The organism is Variovorax sp. V15 (assembly GCF_041154425.1).
GTDB classification, from domain to species: Bacteria; Pseudomonadota; Gammaproteobacteria; order Burkholderiales; family Burkholderiaceae_C; genus Variovorax; species Variovorax guangxiensis.
In genome coordinates this window covers 874,577-890,027 of record NZ_AP028659.1, presented here as the reverse complement: position 1 = coordinate 890,027, position 15,451 = coordinate 874,577, and the positions used below count along the sequence as shown (strand labels likewise).

The window sequence follows — 15,451 nt, the reverse complement described above, 5'->3', positions numbered from 1 at the left end:
CCGGAGAGTGGGAGAAGAAGAGATGGCTTTCGTCGAACCTGTCACGCTGAAGGCACGCGGCATCGCGCTGGTGCCGCTGTCGCTTGACCACGAAGAGGGCCTTCGCACCGCGGCCGCCGACGGCGAGCTGTGGAAGCTGCGCGTCACCTCCGTGCCCGAGCCGGAGAACACCCGCGCCTACATCGAGACCGCGCTCAAGACCGCCGACCGCTTCGCCTTCGCCGTGACCAACGAGGCCACCGGCACCGTGCTCGGCTCCACCAGCTACCACGACATCCTGAGCGCGGTGAAGCGCGTGGAGATCGGCTACACGTGGTACGCCGCGCGCTGCCAGCGCACGCACGTCAACACCACCTGCAAGCTGCTGCTGCTCGCCCATGCCTTCGACGCACTGGGCTGCAACGTGGTGGGCTGGCGCACCGACAACTTCAACTTCGCATCGCAGCGTGCCATCGAGCGGCTGGGCGCCAGGAAAGACGGCGTGATCCGCGGCAACGCGATGCGCCGCGACGGCACCATCCGCGACACCGTCATGTACAGCCTGCGCGCGGGCGAGTGGCCCGAGGTGAAGGCGCAGCTGCTGTACCTGCTCGACAAGCCGCGCGGCTGAAAGAAACACAAGGAGCACCCCATGCTCATCGACTTCTTCTACACCCTGCGCTCGGCCAAGCTGCCGGTGTCGGTCAAGGAATACCTCACGCTGCTGGAGGCCCTGCAGGCCGACGTGGTGGGCCCGAACTCCGACGGCGCCTACGGCATCGACGACTTCTACTACCTCTCGCGCACCGCGCTGGTGAAGGACGAGAAGCACTACGACAAGTTCGACCGCGCCTTCGCCGCCTACTTCAAGGGCGTGGAGATGCTGACCGACTTCACCAAGGAAGTGCCGCTCGACTGGCTGCGCAAGACGCTGGAGCGCGAGTTCACGGCGGAAGAGAAGGCCAAGATCGAGAAGATGGGCTGGGACGAGCTCATGGAAACGCTCAAGAAGCGCTTCGAGGAGCAGAAGGAGCGCCACGAGGGCGGCAGCAAGTGGATCGGCACCGGCGGCACCTCGCCCTTCGGCAACGGCGGCTACAACCCGCAAGGCATCCGCATCGGCGGGGCGGGCAAGAACCGCAGCGCCGTGAAGGTGTGGGACCAGCGCGCCTACAAGGACTACGACGACACGCAGGAACTCGGCACGCGCAACATCAAGGTCGCGCTGCGCCGGCTGCGCAAGTTCGCGCGCGAGGGCCATGAGGAGGAACTGGACCTCGACGACACCATCCACTCGACCGCCGCCAACGCCGGCTTCCTCGACATCAAGATGCGGCCGGAGCGCCACAACAACGTCAAGGTGCTGCTGTTGATGGACGTGGGCGGCACGATGGACGAGCACATCCAGCGCGTGGAGGAGCTGTTCTCGGCCGTGAAGACCGAGTTCAAGCACCTGGAGTTCTTCTACTTCCACAACTGCGTGTACGACTTCATGTGGAAGAACAACAAGCGCCGCTTCTCCGAGAAGTTCGCCACCTGGGACATCCTGCGCAAGTACAACAAGGACTACAAGCTCATCTTCGTCGGCGACGCGACCATGAGCCCCTACGAGATCCTGCAGCCCGGCGGCAGCGTCGAATACAACAACGAGGAAGCCGGCGCCGAGTGGATCCAGCGCCTGACGCACGCCTTTCCGAAGTTCGCGTGGATCAACCCCGAGCCGCAGGGCGTGTGGCAGTACCGCCAGAGCATCGCGGTGATGCAGCAGCTGATGTCCAACCGCATGTACCCCCTCACGCTGCGCGGGCTCGAGGAGGCGATGCGCATGCTGTCCAAGTAGGACGATGCCGCCGATCCGGCGGGGCCTTCAGGAACCGGCCGGGCTTGCTGTCAGAATCCGCCCATGGTCAGGGCGGTTCCTGTTTCTTCGCCGGCGTGGTGGCCGGCTTTGTTTTTGTGCGGCGTCCTGCTCTTGCAAGGCTGCAGCCTGCTGCCGAAAAAGGAATCCGCCGAAGAAAACAAACCCGTGGCCGGCCTCGTGCGCAGCGGCGCGGCGGGTGCCGGCACTACTGGTGCCGACAAGGACGAGAAGGAAGACGGCGGCAGGAAGGCCGGTGACAAGCGCGACGCCTTCACCGTCGACGTACGCGGCCCCGAGGCCGTGCGCGACTACCTCAAGCTGCATCTCGAAATCCAGCGTTACCGCGAGCTCGACGACCTCGGCGCCACCGAGATCTCCCGCCTCATGGTGGCCGCAGAGGCCAACGCCCGCGAACTGCTCGCCACGCTCGGCTACTTCACGCCCACGCTGACGCTCGAACTCAACGAGACGCCGCAGGGCGAAAAGGCCCCGCGCGAGATCGTCATCAACGTCTCGCCCGGCGAGCTCACCAGGGTGAGCAACGTGCAGATCAGCTATGCCGGCCCCATCGCCGACGACCCGGCCGCCGAGTCGCAGCGCGACACCATCCGCACCGCCTGGGCCCTGCGCGCCGGCCAGCCCTTCACCCAGCAGGCCTGGGACGACGCGAAGACCACCGCGCTGCGCAGCCTCACGGCGAAGCGCTTTCCCACGGGCAGCATCGCGATCAGCCGCGCCGAGGTCGATGCCGACCGCAGCGAGGCCCGCCTGAGCGTCACCTACCAGTCGGGCCCGGCCTACAAGTTCGGGCCGCTGGTGCTGCGCGGCATCCAGCGCTACGACCCCGACGGCGCGCGCCGCATCGCGCGCCTGCCCAGCGGCCAGGACTACGACCAGCAGAAGCTGCTCGACGCCCAGCAGCGCCTGGCCAGCAGCGGCTACTACGACTCTGTGTTCCTCACGCTCGACACCGACGGCGGCAACCCGCTGGCCGCGCCCGTCATCGCGCAGCTGCGCGAGGCGCCGCTGCAGAAGGTGGTGCTGGGCGTGGGCTTCACCACCGACAACGGCCCGCGCCTGTCGATCGACCACATCCACAACCAGGTGCCGCTGCTGGGCTGGCGCGCCGTCTCGCGGCTGTCGGTGGACAACGACATCAAGTCGCTGTCCACCGAGCTCAAGGCCATTCCCGACGACCGCGGCTGGCGCTGGTTCGCGGGCGCGGAGCTCAAGAGCGAGCAGTCGGGCAGCTACGTGGTCGACAGCGGCCGGCTGCGCGGCGGGCGCAGCAAGTCGGGTGACCACATCGACCGCAGCTATTTCCTGCAGTACGACTACGCGCAGAACCGCGGCACCAACGCGCCGCCCTCGGCCTCGGCCGTGACGGCCAACTGGGGCTGGACCGGGCGCTACTTCGACGACAACTCCGCCCCCTCGCGCGGCTTCGGCCTCGCGCTGGAGGTGGCTGCCGGCTACACGCTCACCGGCGAGCAGGTGCCCTTCACGCGCACCTACGCGCGCTGGCTCGGCGTGCTGCCGCTGGGCTCGGCCGAGGACAAGGAGCTGCGCGCGCGCCGCAGCCGCCTGCAGCTGCGCGTGGAGGCCGGCGCGGTATCGGCGAAAGACAGCGCGCAGATCCCCTCCACGCTGATGTTCCTGACCGGCGGCGACACCACCGTGCGCGGCTACAGCTACAAGCAGATCGGCACCGTGCGCCCCGACGGCACCACGGTGGCCGGCCGCTACCTCGGCGTGGCCAGCGTGGAGTGGCAGCGCCCCTTCGTCTACAACAACAAGCTCACCGAATGGGAGAGCGTGGTGTTCGTCGATGCCGGCGCCGTGGCCGACAAGCCCGGCGAGCTCAAGCCCAAGGTGGGCGTGGGCGTGGGCGCGCGCTGGCGCAGCCCGGTCGGGCCGGTGCAGGCCGACTTGGCCTACGGCGTCGACTCGAAGAAGTTCCGCCTGCACTTCCGGCTCGGCTTCACCTTCTGATGCACCGACAGATGCAGACCGAAGACGAATCCACCTCAACGCCAGCACTGCCTGCACCGCCAGCGCTGCCCCGCCGCTCGCGCGCGCGGCGCGCGGTGCGCGCCCTGGCCTGGACCGTCGCGGGCCTGCTGCTCGCGGTGGCGCTGCTGCTCGCCGGCGCATGGTGGTGGCTGGGCTCGGACACCTCGCTCGCCTTCGCGCTCGCGCAGGCGGCGCAGCGCCTGCCAGCCGGCCAGACGCTCGAAAGCCGCGACGTGAGCGGCTCGCTGCGCACCGGCGGCCACATCGGCTGGCTCAGGTACCAGAGCGACAGCATCGCCGTGGAGGTCAACGACGCCACCATCGGCTGGCAGTTCGCGCCGCTGTTCCAGCGCAAGGTGCAACTCGGCGAAGTGCACGCGAAGCAGGTGCTGATCGAGAAGCGCGGTGCGCCCAGTGACAAGCCCACCGAGCCGCTCGAGCAGCTCGCGCTGCCTGTGGAGGTCGAGCTGCCCTTCCGCATCGACGAACTCCGCTGGGCCGGCCCGCCGGTGCTGCAGGCGCTCAATCTCTCGGGCAGCTACAGCTACAAGGCCGCCGAACACGCGCTGGAGGTCAAGGGCGTGGACATCGCCGACGGCCACTACAGCGCCCGCGTGAAGCTGCAGGGCCCCGCGCCGATGGCCATCGACGCCGCGCTCGACGGCCGCGTGAAGGCGCCGCTGGCCGAGGACCACGACATCGACGTGCTGGCCGCCGCCACCGTCAAGGGCACGCTCGCCGGCACCGGCGCGCGGCTGCAGGTGGCGGCCGAGCTTAAGCCGGCGGAGGAGAACGCCGACGCCCCCATGGAGGCCAGCCTGCAGGCGCAGATCGCGCCCTGGCTGCCCCAGCCGGTGATCGACGCGAAGGCCGACCTGCGCAACGTCGACGCATCGAGCCTGTGGCCCGGCGCGCCCGAAACGCGGCTCACCGGCACCGTCGAACTGCAGCCGGATGCCGACACCGGCCCCGCAGCCTGGAAGGCCTCGGCCGACATCCGCAACGCCCTGCCCGGCCCGTGGGACAAGGAGAAGCTGCCGCTCGAACAGCTGCTGGCCAGGGTCGGCTTCAACGGCACCAGCTGGACAATTTCCGAAGCCACCGTGCGCGCGGGCGGCGGGCGCATCGACGCGGCCGGCAAGTGGAGCCCGGCGCCCTCGCCCTGGCAGGCGCAGGCCACCGTGCGCGGCGTGAGGCCCGCGGCGCTGCACAGCGAGCTTTCTGGCGCACCGGTCAGCGGACAGATCAAGGCCGAGCAGAAGGACAGCACCATCGCCTTCGACGCCAGCCTGCGCGCCGAGGGCGGCGGCGCGGGCAGCAAGGCCCTGCCCGGCTTCGCGCTCGACCGCGCGCTGGCACAGGGCCAGTGGAAGGACCAGGTGCTCGACCTGCGCACGCTGCGCATCGATGCGCAGCGCGCCAGCGTCGACGGCCGCCTGCAGGTGCGCGTGGCCGAGCAGGCCGCCAGCGGCAAGCTGGCCCTCGCCCTGCCCGGCGGCAGCGCGCAGGTCGAAGGCCGCATCGCGCCCGATTCGGGCAGCGGCGAGATCAAGGCCGCCATCGACGACGCCGACACCGTGCAGCGCTGGGTGCAGGGCCTGCCAGGCATGTCCGGCGTTTTCGGCAACGCCGGCGCCAAGGGATCGGCAAAGCTCGACGCCAGCTGGCAGGGTGGCTGGCGCACCATCCAGCGCCGGCTGGAAAACCCCAACGCCCCCGCCCCACGCGGCGTCGCCGAACCGAGCCTGAAGGCCGCACTCTCGGTGCCGCGCCTCGACCTCACACTGCCCTCCGAGCAGCCCGGCGCAACGAACACCGACATCCAGCTGCGCAACCTGCAGGCCGATCTGGCCGGCAGCCTCGCGCAGGCCACGCTCGCGCTGAAGGGCGAGGCCGCCACCGGCACGCAGAAGTTCGACATCGACACCCGCGCCAGCGGCGGCATCGCCGGTGCCGGCCAGTGGCGCGCGGCGTTGGCCAGCCTGAAGCTGCAGGCGCAGGACAGCGCCCGACCCGGCGCGCCCTGGGTGCTGGAGCTGGGCCGCGAAGTCACCGCGACCATCCGCACCGCGAGCGGCAATGCGCCGCGCCTCGACGTGGAAGCTTCCGCCGCCTCGGCCACGCTGCGAGGCCCCGTACCGGGCACGGTGCGCATCGACTGGCAGCCGCTGCGCTTCAGCCAGAGCGGCGTGGCGCCCAACCGCGTGTTCCGCGTGCAGTCCAAGGGCCAGCTGCAGGGCCTGCCGATGGCCTGGGCCAGCGCACTCGGCGCCAATACCGCGCTCGGCGAATACGGCATCAGCGGCGACCTGATGTTCAACGGCGACTGGGACATCGACGCGGGCGACACGCTGCACGCCAAGGCCCGCCTCGCACGCCAGAGCGGCGACATCCGCGTGCAGGCCGGCGAGGCCGCGCTGGTCACGCGCATCACCAGCACCGGCACGGGCACCGCGAGCGAGCGCACGATGAATTCCGCCTCGGCCAGCGGCGACGCGCCCAGCACGCCGGCCGGCCTGCGCCAGGCCGAGCTGCGCCTGGATGCCGACGGCGACGCCGTGCACGCCGTTCTCGCGTGGGACAGCGAACGCGCCGGCAAGATCGACGCGCAGCTCGACACCCGCGTGCAGCAGCGCGCCGGCGGCTGGCAGTGGGCGCCCGACGCGCCGCTGGGCGGCACCATCAAGGCCATGCTGCCGAACCTGGGCGTGTGGTCGATGCTTGCGCCGCCGGGCTGGCGCATCGCCGGCACGCTGGACGCCAACGCCACGCTCTCGGGCAACCGCGCCGCGCCGCGCTGGAACGGCACGCTGGGCGCCGACAAGCTCGCGCTGCGCGCGCCGGTCGAAGGGCTGGACCTGCGCGACGGCCGGCTGCGCGCCACGCTCACCGGCGAGCGCATCGAGATCACCGAATTCACGCTCAAGGGCGGCGCCGGCAGTTCGGCGCGCATCGGCGGCCAGAGCGGCAACCGCAGCACCGCCGCCAGCGAGGCCCGCACCGACGGCGGCACCCTTTCAGCCAGCGGCGAGCTCGCCTGGGGCCCGGCCAGCGGCTCGGCCTCCGGCATCCGCATGGCGCTGCAGGGCCAGCTGCGCGCACTGCGCGTGCTGGTGCGCACCGACCGGCAGGTCACGCTCTCGGGCGACCTGCAGGCGCGGCTGGACAACGGCCAGTTCACCGTGCGCGGCAAGCTCAGGACCGACCGCGCCGTCATCATCCTGCCCGACGAGACCGCGCCCAGCCTGGGCAGCGACGTCGTCGTGCGCTCCGCCGCCAAGGACCGCGAGGCCGCCGAGGCGGCGAAGCGCGAGGCCGCCCGCGCCGACGCACAGGCCGCGAAGCCGCAGACCGCCAAGCCGCCGGACATCACCGTCGAGTTCGACCTGGGCGACGACTTCGCGGTGCAGGGCCGCGGCATCACCACGCGCCTCGAAGGCAACCTCGAGATCCGCAGCACCCGGCTCGATGCGCCGCCCCGCATCACCGGCGAGGTGAAGACGGTGAAGGGCCAGTACCGCGCCTACGGCCAGCAGCTCGACGTGGAGACCGGCATCGCGCGCTTCAACGGCCCCTTCGACAACCCGGCGCTCGACATCCTCGCGATCCGCCCCAATCTCTCGCAGCGCGCGGGCGTGCAGATCACCGGCACCGCGCAGTCGCCGCGCGTGAAGCTGTATTCGGAGCCGGCGCTGTCCGATGCCGAGACGCTCTCGTGGGTCGTGCTGGGCCGCGCCTCGGCCACCAGCGGCGGCGAATCGGCGCTGCTGCAGCAGGCCGCGCTGTCGCTGCTCGGCAAGATCGGCGGCGCCTCCACCGGCGGCAGCCTCGCGAGCCGCTTCGGCCTCGACGAACTCGGCTTCAAGGGCCCGGGCGACGGCGGCGACCTGCGCGAATCGGCAGTGACGCTGGGCAAGCGCCTGTCGAAGGACTTCTACATCACCTACGAGCGCAGCATCGGCGGCACCTTCGGCACCCTCTTCATCTTCTACGACCTGACGACGCGCCTCACCCTGCGCGGCCAGGCCGGACAGACGAGCGGCCTCGACCTGATCTACACGGTCAAGTACGACTGAAGCGGGATCGGGACCGGGCAGCCGAACGCAGAGGTCGCGAAGGTTGCGCGAAAGTCGCAAAAGGAAAACCAGAAAATGGTTTTCTGTCTCTTCTGCGACCTCTGCGTAGCTTTTGTATTTCTTCTGCGTTCGGCTGTCCGATCCCTTCCCCCGGCCCGCTCCCGACTTCGGCCTTGACCCGCGTCTTGCGCGCGTGATAAGAACCGTGCCTCGCCTTCACCGAGGAGCGACCACGATGAAAAGAGTTGGAGACAAGGGCGAGAGCCTTCGGAACTTTCCAGATGGCTCTCGGACATCCGCCCCGCCGGGGCTCTCGCGCATCGCCCTCACGCGAGGCGCATTGCGCGGCACGATCGCGCTGATCGCGGGCCTCGCGCTCGTGGCGTCCGTCCCCTACTGGGGCGGCATGCACTTTCCCGTCACCAGCCTCGTGATCTACGTCGCGGGCATGGTGTTCATCGCGATGCCGCTGTGCCTCTACTACGAGTCCCTGCTCATGGCGCAGGCAGCAGCGTCGCCCGATGGCTGCGAAGCGCCGATGCCACGATAGGCATCAGCTGCGGCGTCTTGCCCGCATCGAAATCGCGCAGCAGCTGGATGCGCATGCTCGGTGCCCAGAACGACTTCAGGTGCGCGGCAATGGCCTGCGTGGCCGCGCCCGCGTCGCTGGGCGACTGCGCCTGGAAGAAGCTGCCGATCTGGTTGGCCATCTTCACGAGTTGCGCCGATTGATCGTGCTCCATTTGGTTTCCGGAAAGTTGTAGCGTTGAAAAGGGAACGGCTCAGCGCAGCCGCTGGGGGTGGCTGTACACGCCAAGATCTTCCTGCCGCACGAAGCCCACCAGCGTGAGCCCCGCGCGCTGCGCCGTGGTCACCGCGAACGAGGTCGGTGCCGACACGGCGGCCAGCAGCGGCGCGCCGGCCATCGCGGCCTTCTGCACCATCTCGAAGCTCGCGCGGCTGGTGACGGCGATGAAGCCGCCGGACGCATCGACGTCGTTGGCCGCGAGCGCGCCCACCAGCTTGTCGAGCGCGTTGTGGCGGCCCACGTCCTCGCGCAGCCACATCACCTCGCCGTCGGGCGAACACCACGCCGCCGCGTGCACCGCGCCGGTGGCTTCCTGCAAGGTCTGCTGCGAAGGCAGCTGCGACATCGCCCGGCCGATGGCCTCGCGCTCGAAGCGCACGGCGGCATCGTCGCGCAGCACGGGAATCTCGCGCGACACTTGCGTGAGGCTTTCGGTGCCGCACAGGCCGCAGCCGGTGCGCCCGGCCATCGAGCGGCGGCGCTGCCTGAGGCGCGCGAAGGCCGCGCTCGACACCTGCATGTGCACCGTGAAGCCCAGCGCCGACTGCTCGGCCTCCACCGAATAGAGCTCGTGCGCCTCGTCGAGGATGCCCTCGCTCAGCGAGAAGCCGAGCGCGAAGTCTTCCAGGTCGAGCGGCGTAGCCAGCATCACCGCATGCGAGATGCCGTTGTATTCGAGCGCGACCGGCACCTCCTCGGCAACCCAGTCCTGCACGTCGAAGGGCCGGCCGCCGCGCACGCCGTGCACGGGCAGCAGCTGCGCGCCTTCGCAGAAGCGGACCGTGTCTGCGGCCTGCATGGTCATGCGCGATGCATCCTCACTTGGCCGGCACCGTCTCGTTGCTCTGGTGCGAGGCGGCGGCGAGCAGGTCGTGCTGCGTCCGGTTGAAGCGGCTGTACTCCTGCTGCCAGGCCGAAGGCTGCATCACCGGCGCCACCTGCACCGCCGTGACCTTGTATTCGGGGCAGTTGGTGGCCCAGTCGGAGTTGTCGGTGGTGATCACGTTCGCCCCCGACTCGGGGAAGTGGAAGGTGGTGTAGACCACGCCCGGCTGCACGCGCTCCGACACCGTGGCGCGCAGCACCGTCTCGCCCGCGCGGCTCTGGATGCCGACCCAGTCGCCTTCCTTCACGCCGCGTTCCTCGGCGTCGTGCGGATGGATCTCCAGCCGGTCCTCGCTGTGCCACTGGTTGTTCTCGGTGCGCCGCGTCTGCGCGCCCACGTTGTACTGCGAGAGGATGCGCCCGGTGGTCAGCAGCAGCGGGAACCTGCGCGTGACCTTCTCGTCGGTCGCCACGTACTGCGTGACGATGAACTTGCCCTTGCCGCGCACGAAGCGGTCGATGTGCATGGTGGGCGTACCGTCGGGCGCGTTCTCGTTGCAGGGCCACTGGATGCTGCCGAGCTCGTCGAGGCGCTTGTAGCTCACGCCGTGGAAGGTGGGCGTGAGCGCGGCGATCTCGTCCATGATCTCCTCCGGGCTCTGGTAGTCCATCGGATAACCAAGGGCCTGCGCGAGCTTCACCGTCACTTCCCAGTCGGCATAGCCCGCCTTCGGCGGCATCACCTTGCGCACGCGCGAGATCCGGCGCTCGGCGTTGGTGAAGGTGCCGTCCTTCTCCAGGAAGGAGGAGCCCGGCAGGAACACGTGCGCGTACTTGGCGGTCTCGTTGAGGAAGATGTCCTGCACCACCACGCATTCCATGGCCATCATCGCGGCGGCCACGTGCTGGGTGTTCGGGTCGGACTGCACGATGTCCTCGCCCTCGCAGTAGAGGCCCTTGAAGCTGCCGCCGATGGCGGCGTCGAACATGTTGGGAATGCGCAGGCCCGGCTCGGGGTCGATCGGCACGCCCCAGGCGGCCTCGAACGCGGAGCGCGTGGTGCTGTCCGACACGTGGCGGTAGCCCGGCAGCTCGTGCGGGAAGGAGCCCATGTCGCAGGAGCCCTGCACGTTGTTCTGGCCGCGCAGCGGGTTCACGCCCACGCCTTCTCTGCCCACGTTGCCGGTGACCATCGCGAGGTTGGCGATGCCCATCACGGTCGTCGAGCCCTGGCTGTGCTCGGTCACGCCCAGGCCGTAGTAGATGGCGGCGTTGCCGCCCGTCGCGAAGAGCCGCGCGGCCGCGCGCATCTCGGCGGCAGGCACGCCGGTGACCGCCTCGGTGGCCTCGGGCGACTGCTCGGGGCGCTCGACGTACGACTTCCATTCCTTGAACGAGGCCGTGTCGCAGCGCTCGGCCACGAACTCGTCGGCCATCAGCCCTTCGGTCACGATGACGTGCGCCAGCGCGGTGACCACCGCCACGTTGGTGCCGGGGCGCAGCTGCAGGTGATGCGCAGCCTGGATGTGCGGCGACTTCACGATGTCGATGCGGCGCGGGTCGACCACGATCAGCTTCGCGCCCTGGCGCAGCCGCTTCTTCATGCGCGAGGCGAACACCGGATGCCCGTCGGTCGGGTTGGCGCCGATCACCATGATCACGTCGGCCTTGTCCACAGAGGCGAAGGTCTGCGTGCCCGCCGACTCGCCCAGCGTCTGCTTCAGGCCGTAGCCCGTGGGCGAATGGCACACGCGCGCGCAGGTGTCGACGTTGTTGTTGCCGAAGGCGGCGCGCACCAGCTTCTGCACGAGGTAGGTCTCCTCGTTGGTGCAGCGCGAGGAAGTGATGCCGCCGATGGAGTCGCGGCCGTACTTGGCCTGCAGGCGCTTGAACTCGCTGGCCGCATAGCCGAGCGCGGTCTCCCAGCTCACCTCCTGCCACGGGTCGCTGATGTTCTTGCGGATCATCGGCTTGAGCATGCGGTCCTGGTGCGTGGCATAGCCCCAGGCGAAGCGGCCCTTCACGCAGGAGTGGCCCTCGTTGGCCTTGCCGTCCTTCCACGGCACCATGCGCACCACCTCGTTGCCCTTCATCTCGGCCTTGAACGAGCAGCCTACGCCGCAGTAGGCGCATGTGGTGATCACGCTGTGCTCGGGCTGGCCGAGCCAGATCACCGACTTCTCCTGCAGCGTGGCGGTGGGGCAGGCCTCGACGCAGGCGCCGCAGCTCACGCACTCCGAGTCCATGAAGGCCTCGTCCTGGCCCGGCGACACGCGCGATTCGAAGCCGCGGCCGCTGATGGTCAGCGCGAAGGTGCCCTGCGTTTCCTCGCAGGCGCGCACGCAGCGGTTGCACACGATGCACTTGGAAGGGTCGTAGCTGAAGTACGGGTTCGACTCGTCCTTCTCGCTCTTGAGGTGGTTGGCGCCGTCGAAGCCGTAGCGCACGTTGCGCAGGCCGGTCACGCCCGCCATGTCCTGCAGCTCGCAGTTGCCGTTGGCCGAGCAGGTGAGGCAGTCCAGCGGATGGTCGGAGATGTAGAGCTCCATCACGCCCTTGCGCAGCTCCTGCAGCCTGGGCGTCTGCGTGCGCACCTTCATGCCGGCTTCGGCGGGCGTGGTGCACGAGGCCGGGAAGCCCCGGCGGCCCTCGATCTCGACCAGGCACAACCGGCACGAGCCGAAGGGCTCCAGGCTGTCGGTGGCGCAGAGCTTTGGCACCTGGATGCCCGCATCCACCGCCGCGCGCATCAGCGAGGTGCCCGCGGGCACCGTGACTTCGTTGCCGTCGATCTCCAGCGTCACCTCACGCTCCGATTCGCGCTTGGGGGTGCCGTAGTCGATGTCCTTGAGATGATTCAACATGTTGGGGGCTTTCACTGAGGCCTGAGGCAAATGCGGGGGCGGACATCCGAACGCAGAAGTCGCGAAGATTTCGCAGAAGTCGCAAAAGGAAAACCAAAAATGGTGTTTGTCTCTTCTGCGATTTCTGCGTAGTTTTTGTATTCCTTCTGCGTTCGGCTGTCCGTATCCGGATGCGTCATGTCAGGCGGCCTTTCTATCGGGAGCTTCGATGCCGAAGTCCTGCGGGAAATGGTCGAGCGCCGAGAGCACCGGGAACGGCGTCATGCCGCCCATGGCGCACAACGAGCCGTGGACCATCGTGTCGCACAGGTCGCGCAGCAGCATCACCTGCTGCGGGCGGTTCTGGTTGCCGCGGATCTTGTCGATCACTTCCACGCCGCGCGTCGAGCCGATGCGGCAGGGCGTGCACTTGCCGCAGGATTCGAGCGCGCAGAACTCCATGGCGTAGCGCGCGAGCTTCGAGAGGTCGACCGTGTCGTCGTGCACCACGATGCCGCCATGGCCCACGGTGCCGCCGACGGCCGCGTAGGCCTCGTAGTCCAGCGGCAGGTCCCACTTCGATTCGGGCAGGTAGGCGCCCAGCGGACCGCCGACCTGCACCGCCTTGATGGGCCGGCCCGAGGCCGAGCCGCCGCCGTAGTCGTACAGCAGCTCGCGCAACGTGACGCCGAAGGCCTTCTCGACCAGGCCGCCGTACTTGATGTTGCCCGCCAGCTGCATCGGCAGCGTGCCGCGCGAGCGGCCCACGCCGTAGTCGCGGTAGAAGGCCGCGCCGCGCGCCAGGATCAGCGGCACGCTGGCCAGCGTGATGACGTTGTTGATGAGCGTGGGCTTGCCGAACAGCCCCTCGATGGCCGGCAGCGGCGGCTTGGCGCGCACGATGCCGCGCTTGCCTTCCAGGCTTTCGAGCAGCGCCGTCTCCTCGCCGCACACGTACGAGCCCGCGCCCTTGCGCACCGCGAGCGAGAAGCGCTTGCCCGAACGCAGGATGTTGTCGCCGAGGAAGCCCGCCGCCTCCGCGATGCGGATCGCCTCGTTCAGCGTCGCGATCGCGTGCGGGTACTCCGAGCGCACGTAGATGTAGCCCTGCGTCGCGCCGGTGGCGAGGCCCGCGATGGTCATGCCCTCGATGAGCATGAAGGGGTCGCCCTCCATCGTCATGCGGTCGGAGTACGTGCCCGAGTCGCCTTCGTCGGCATTGCAGACGATGTACTTCTGCGCGGCAGCCGTGCCCAGCACCGTCTTCCACTTGATGCCGGCCGGAAAGGCCGCGCCGCCGCGCCCGCGCAGGCCCGAGTCGAGCACCTGCTGCACGATCTCCTCCGGCGCGAGCGCCAGCGCGCGGCGCAGGCCGGCGAAACCCTCGTAGGCCTGGTAGTCGGTGAGCGACACCGGGTCCGTGATGCCCATGCGCGAGAAGGTCAGGCGCTCCTGCTTCTTCAGGTAAGGAATCTCCTCGGTCGGGCCGAGCGCCAGCGGATGCCTGCCGCCGGTGATGAAGCCCGCGTCGAACAGCCCCGCCACGTCGTCGGGCGTCACCGGGCCGTAGGCGATGCGGCCGGCGGGCGTGTTCACCTCCACCAGCGGCTCGAGCCAGAACATGCCGCGCGAGCCGTTGCGCACGATCTCCAGCATCAGGCCGCGCGCCGCTGCCTCCTTCGCGATGCAGCGGGCCACGCGGTCTGCGCCGACGGCGAGCGCGGCCGAGTCGCGCGGGACGTATACGGTGATGGTGCTCATGGGTTGACCTGCGCGACCAGCGCGTCGAACGTGCGGGGCGTCATGCGCGCATGCGGCTGGTCGTCCAGCGTCATCGCGGGCGAGGAGGCGCACAGGCCGAGGCAGAAGGCCGGCTCCAGCGTGAACGCGCCGTCCTTCGTGGTGCCGTGCGCGCTGCAGCCCAGACGCAGTTCCGCATGGGCCAGCAGCGCATCGGCGCCCATCGACTGGCAAGCCTCGGCGCGGCAGATCTGGATCACATGGCGGCCCGCGGGCGCGCTGCGGAAGTGGTGGTAGTAGGTGACGACGCCGTGCACCTCGGCGCGCGAGAGGTTCTGCGCCTCGGCGATCACCGGCACCGCGTGGGCGGGGATGTAGCCGAGCGCGTCCTGCACGTCGTGCAGTATCGGCAGCAGCGCGCCGGGTTCGTTCTCGTGCGCCTGCAGGATGCGCTGCACGGCGGCGAGTTCGCTCGCCTCGTGCCCCTGCTGCGCCTGCTGAACCTGTTCTTGTCTCATGGTCCGTCCGATCTGCTCCGCTGCGTGAAGCCTTCGAGGCCTTGCAGGCGGAGCTGTTTTCATCGTGGTTCGTCACGGGTTCGACGTCGCGAATTCGACGCGAATCCCGTGGTCGTCCGCTTGGGGATCAATGTCGATGAATCGGGCGTCGGGGGCCTTGACACAAGTCAATTTCCGCCGAAACAAGCACGGTGCCAATGCGCACAAACCCTGCGGGCGCGCAGGGTTTCGCAAGGACCGGGAGAACTGCCTGAAAGACCCTATCGGGCGGAGGCTTCGCGCGCCCTGCGCAGCTGCGCTTCGGCTTCTTCGTCGCCCACCTCGCCGGTGACCTTCGCGGGGCGGCCCACGATGCGCGAACGGTCGGGAAAGACCTTGCCTTCGGTGAGCAGCGAACCGGGCTCGACGATGCATCCGCGGCCCACCACCGAGCCGTTGAGCGCGACGGTGTTCTCGCCGACGACGGCGCCGTCGCCCACGGTGCAACCGTGCAGCATCACGTGCGGGCCGACCATCACCTCGGCGCCGATGGTGAGCGGGAAGCCGGGGTCGGCGTGCAGCATCACGCCCGCCTCCACCTGGCTGCCGCGGCCGACGGTGATGGGCTCGTTGTCGCCGCGCAGCACCGAGTGCGCGCCGATGCTGCAGCCGGCCGCCAGCACGACCTGGCCGATCACGCTGGCGCTCTCGGCCACTCGGGCGCTGGCGTCGATGACCGGTTCATGCGCGTCAAGTCGGTAGATCGTCACTGCAAAGGCTCCTGTTCATCGGCAAAAGGCCCCGCCATC

At 69.3% G+C, this 15,451-nt stretch carries 11 protein-coding genes; 5 read left to right on the top strand and 6 right to left on the bottom strand.

Features of this window, described 5'->3' with window-relative positions; genetic code table 11:
* Window positions 1-22: 22 nt before the first annotated feature.
* From ACAM57_RS04310 to ACAM57_RS04290, 5 genes are all read left to right on the top strand, one after another.
* The gene (locus tag ACAM57_RS04310; protein WP_369660811.1) at window positions 23-610 is read left to right on the top strand and encodes a GNAT family N-acetyltransferase; all 588 of its coding nucleotides are present in this window, start codon (window positions 23-25) and stop codon (window positions 608-610) included.
* 21 nt (window positions 611-631) lie between these two features.
* Window positions 632-1,819, top strand: a complete 1,188-nt coding sequence (locus tag ACAM57_RS04305; protein WP_369660810.1) for a VWA domain-containing protein — start codon at window positions 632-634, stop codon at window positions 1,817-1,819.
* Window positions 1,820-1,882: 63 nt separating this feature from the next.
* On the top strand, window positions 1,883-3,832 hold the full coding sequence (locus tag ACAM57_RS04300) for an autotransporter assembly complex family protein (protein ID WP_369660809.1): 1,950 nt from the start codon (window positions 1,883-1,885) through the stop codon (window positions 3,830-3,832).
* 11 nt (window positions 3,833-3,843) lie between these two features.
* Window positions 3,844-7,929, top strand: a complete 4,086-nt coding sequence (locus ACAM57_RS04295; RefSeq protein ID WP_369660808.1) for a translocation/assembly module TamB domain-containing protein — start codon at window positions 3,844-3,846, stop codon at window positions 7,927-7,929.
* A 235-nt stretch (window positions 7,930-8,164) separates the two neighbouring features.
* A complete protein-coding gene (locus ACAM57_RS04290; protein ID WP_184640789.1) occupies window positions 8,165-8,479 on the top strand; it encodes a hypothetical protein in 315 nt (104 codons plus the stop codon).
* Here the strand turns inward: ACAM57_RS04290 and ACAM57_RS04285 are convergent.
* From ACAM57_RS04285 to ACAM57_RS04260, 6 genes are all read right to left on the bottom strand, one after another.
* Window positions 8,424-8,672 carry a formate dehydrogenase subunit delta gene (locus ACAM57_RS04285; protein ID WP_126023583.1) on the bottom strand — a complete coding sequence of 83 codons (249 nt, stop codon included), beginning with the start codon at window positions 8,670-8,672 and terminating at the stop codon, window positions 8,424-8,426. The two genes, ACAM57_RS04290 and ACAM57_RS04285, sit on opposite strands and share 56 nt — an antisense overlap.
* Window positions 8,673-8,711: 39 nt before the next feature.
* The gene (gene fdhD, locus ACAM57_RS04280; RefSeq protein WP_369660807.1) at window positions 8,712-9,542 is read right to left on the bottom strand and encodes a formate dehydrogenase accessory sulfurtransferase FdhD; all 831 of its coding nucleotides are present in this window, start codon (window positions 9,540-9,542) and stop codon (window positions 8,712-8,714) included.
* A gap of 13 nt (window positions 9,543-9,555) precedes the next feature.
* Window positions 9,556-12,426, bottom strand: coding sequence for a formate dehydrogenase subunit alpha (fdhF, locus tag ACAM57_RS04275; protein ID WP_126023585.1), 2,871 nt, complete (start codon window positions 12,424-12,426; stop codon window positions 9,556-9,558).
* 180 nt (window positions 12,427-12,606) lie between these two features.
* A complete protein-coding gene (locus ACAM57_RS04270) occupies window positions 12,607-14,166 on the bottom strand; it encodes a formate dehydrogenase beta subunit (RefSeq protein WP_369660806.1) in 1,560 nt (519 codons plus the stop codon).
* Entirely contained in the window at window positions 14,163-14,663 is a 501-nt protein-coding gene (locus tag ACAM57_RS04265; protein ID WP_126023587.1) for a formate dehydrogenase subunit gamma, read from the bottom strand. Before ACAM57_RS04265 ends, ACAM57_RS04270 begins: the two co-directional genes overlap by 4 nt.
* A 260-nt stretch (window positions 14,664-14,923) precedes the next feature.
* Window positions 14,924-15,412 carry a gamma carbonic anhydrase family protein gene (locus ACAM57_RS04260; protein WP_369660805.1) on the bottom strand — a complete coding sequence of 163 codons (489 nt, stop codon included), beginning with the start codon at window positions 15,410-15,412 and terminating at the stop codon, window positions 14,924-14,926.
* Window positions 15,413-15,451 lie beyond the last annotated feature (39 nt).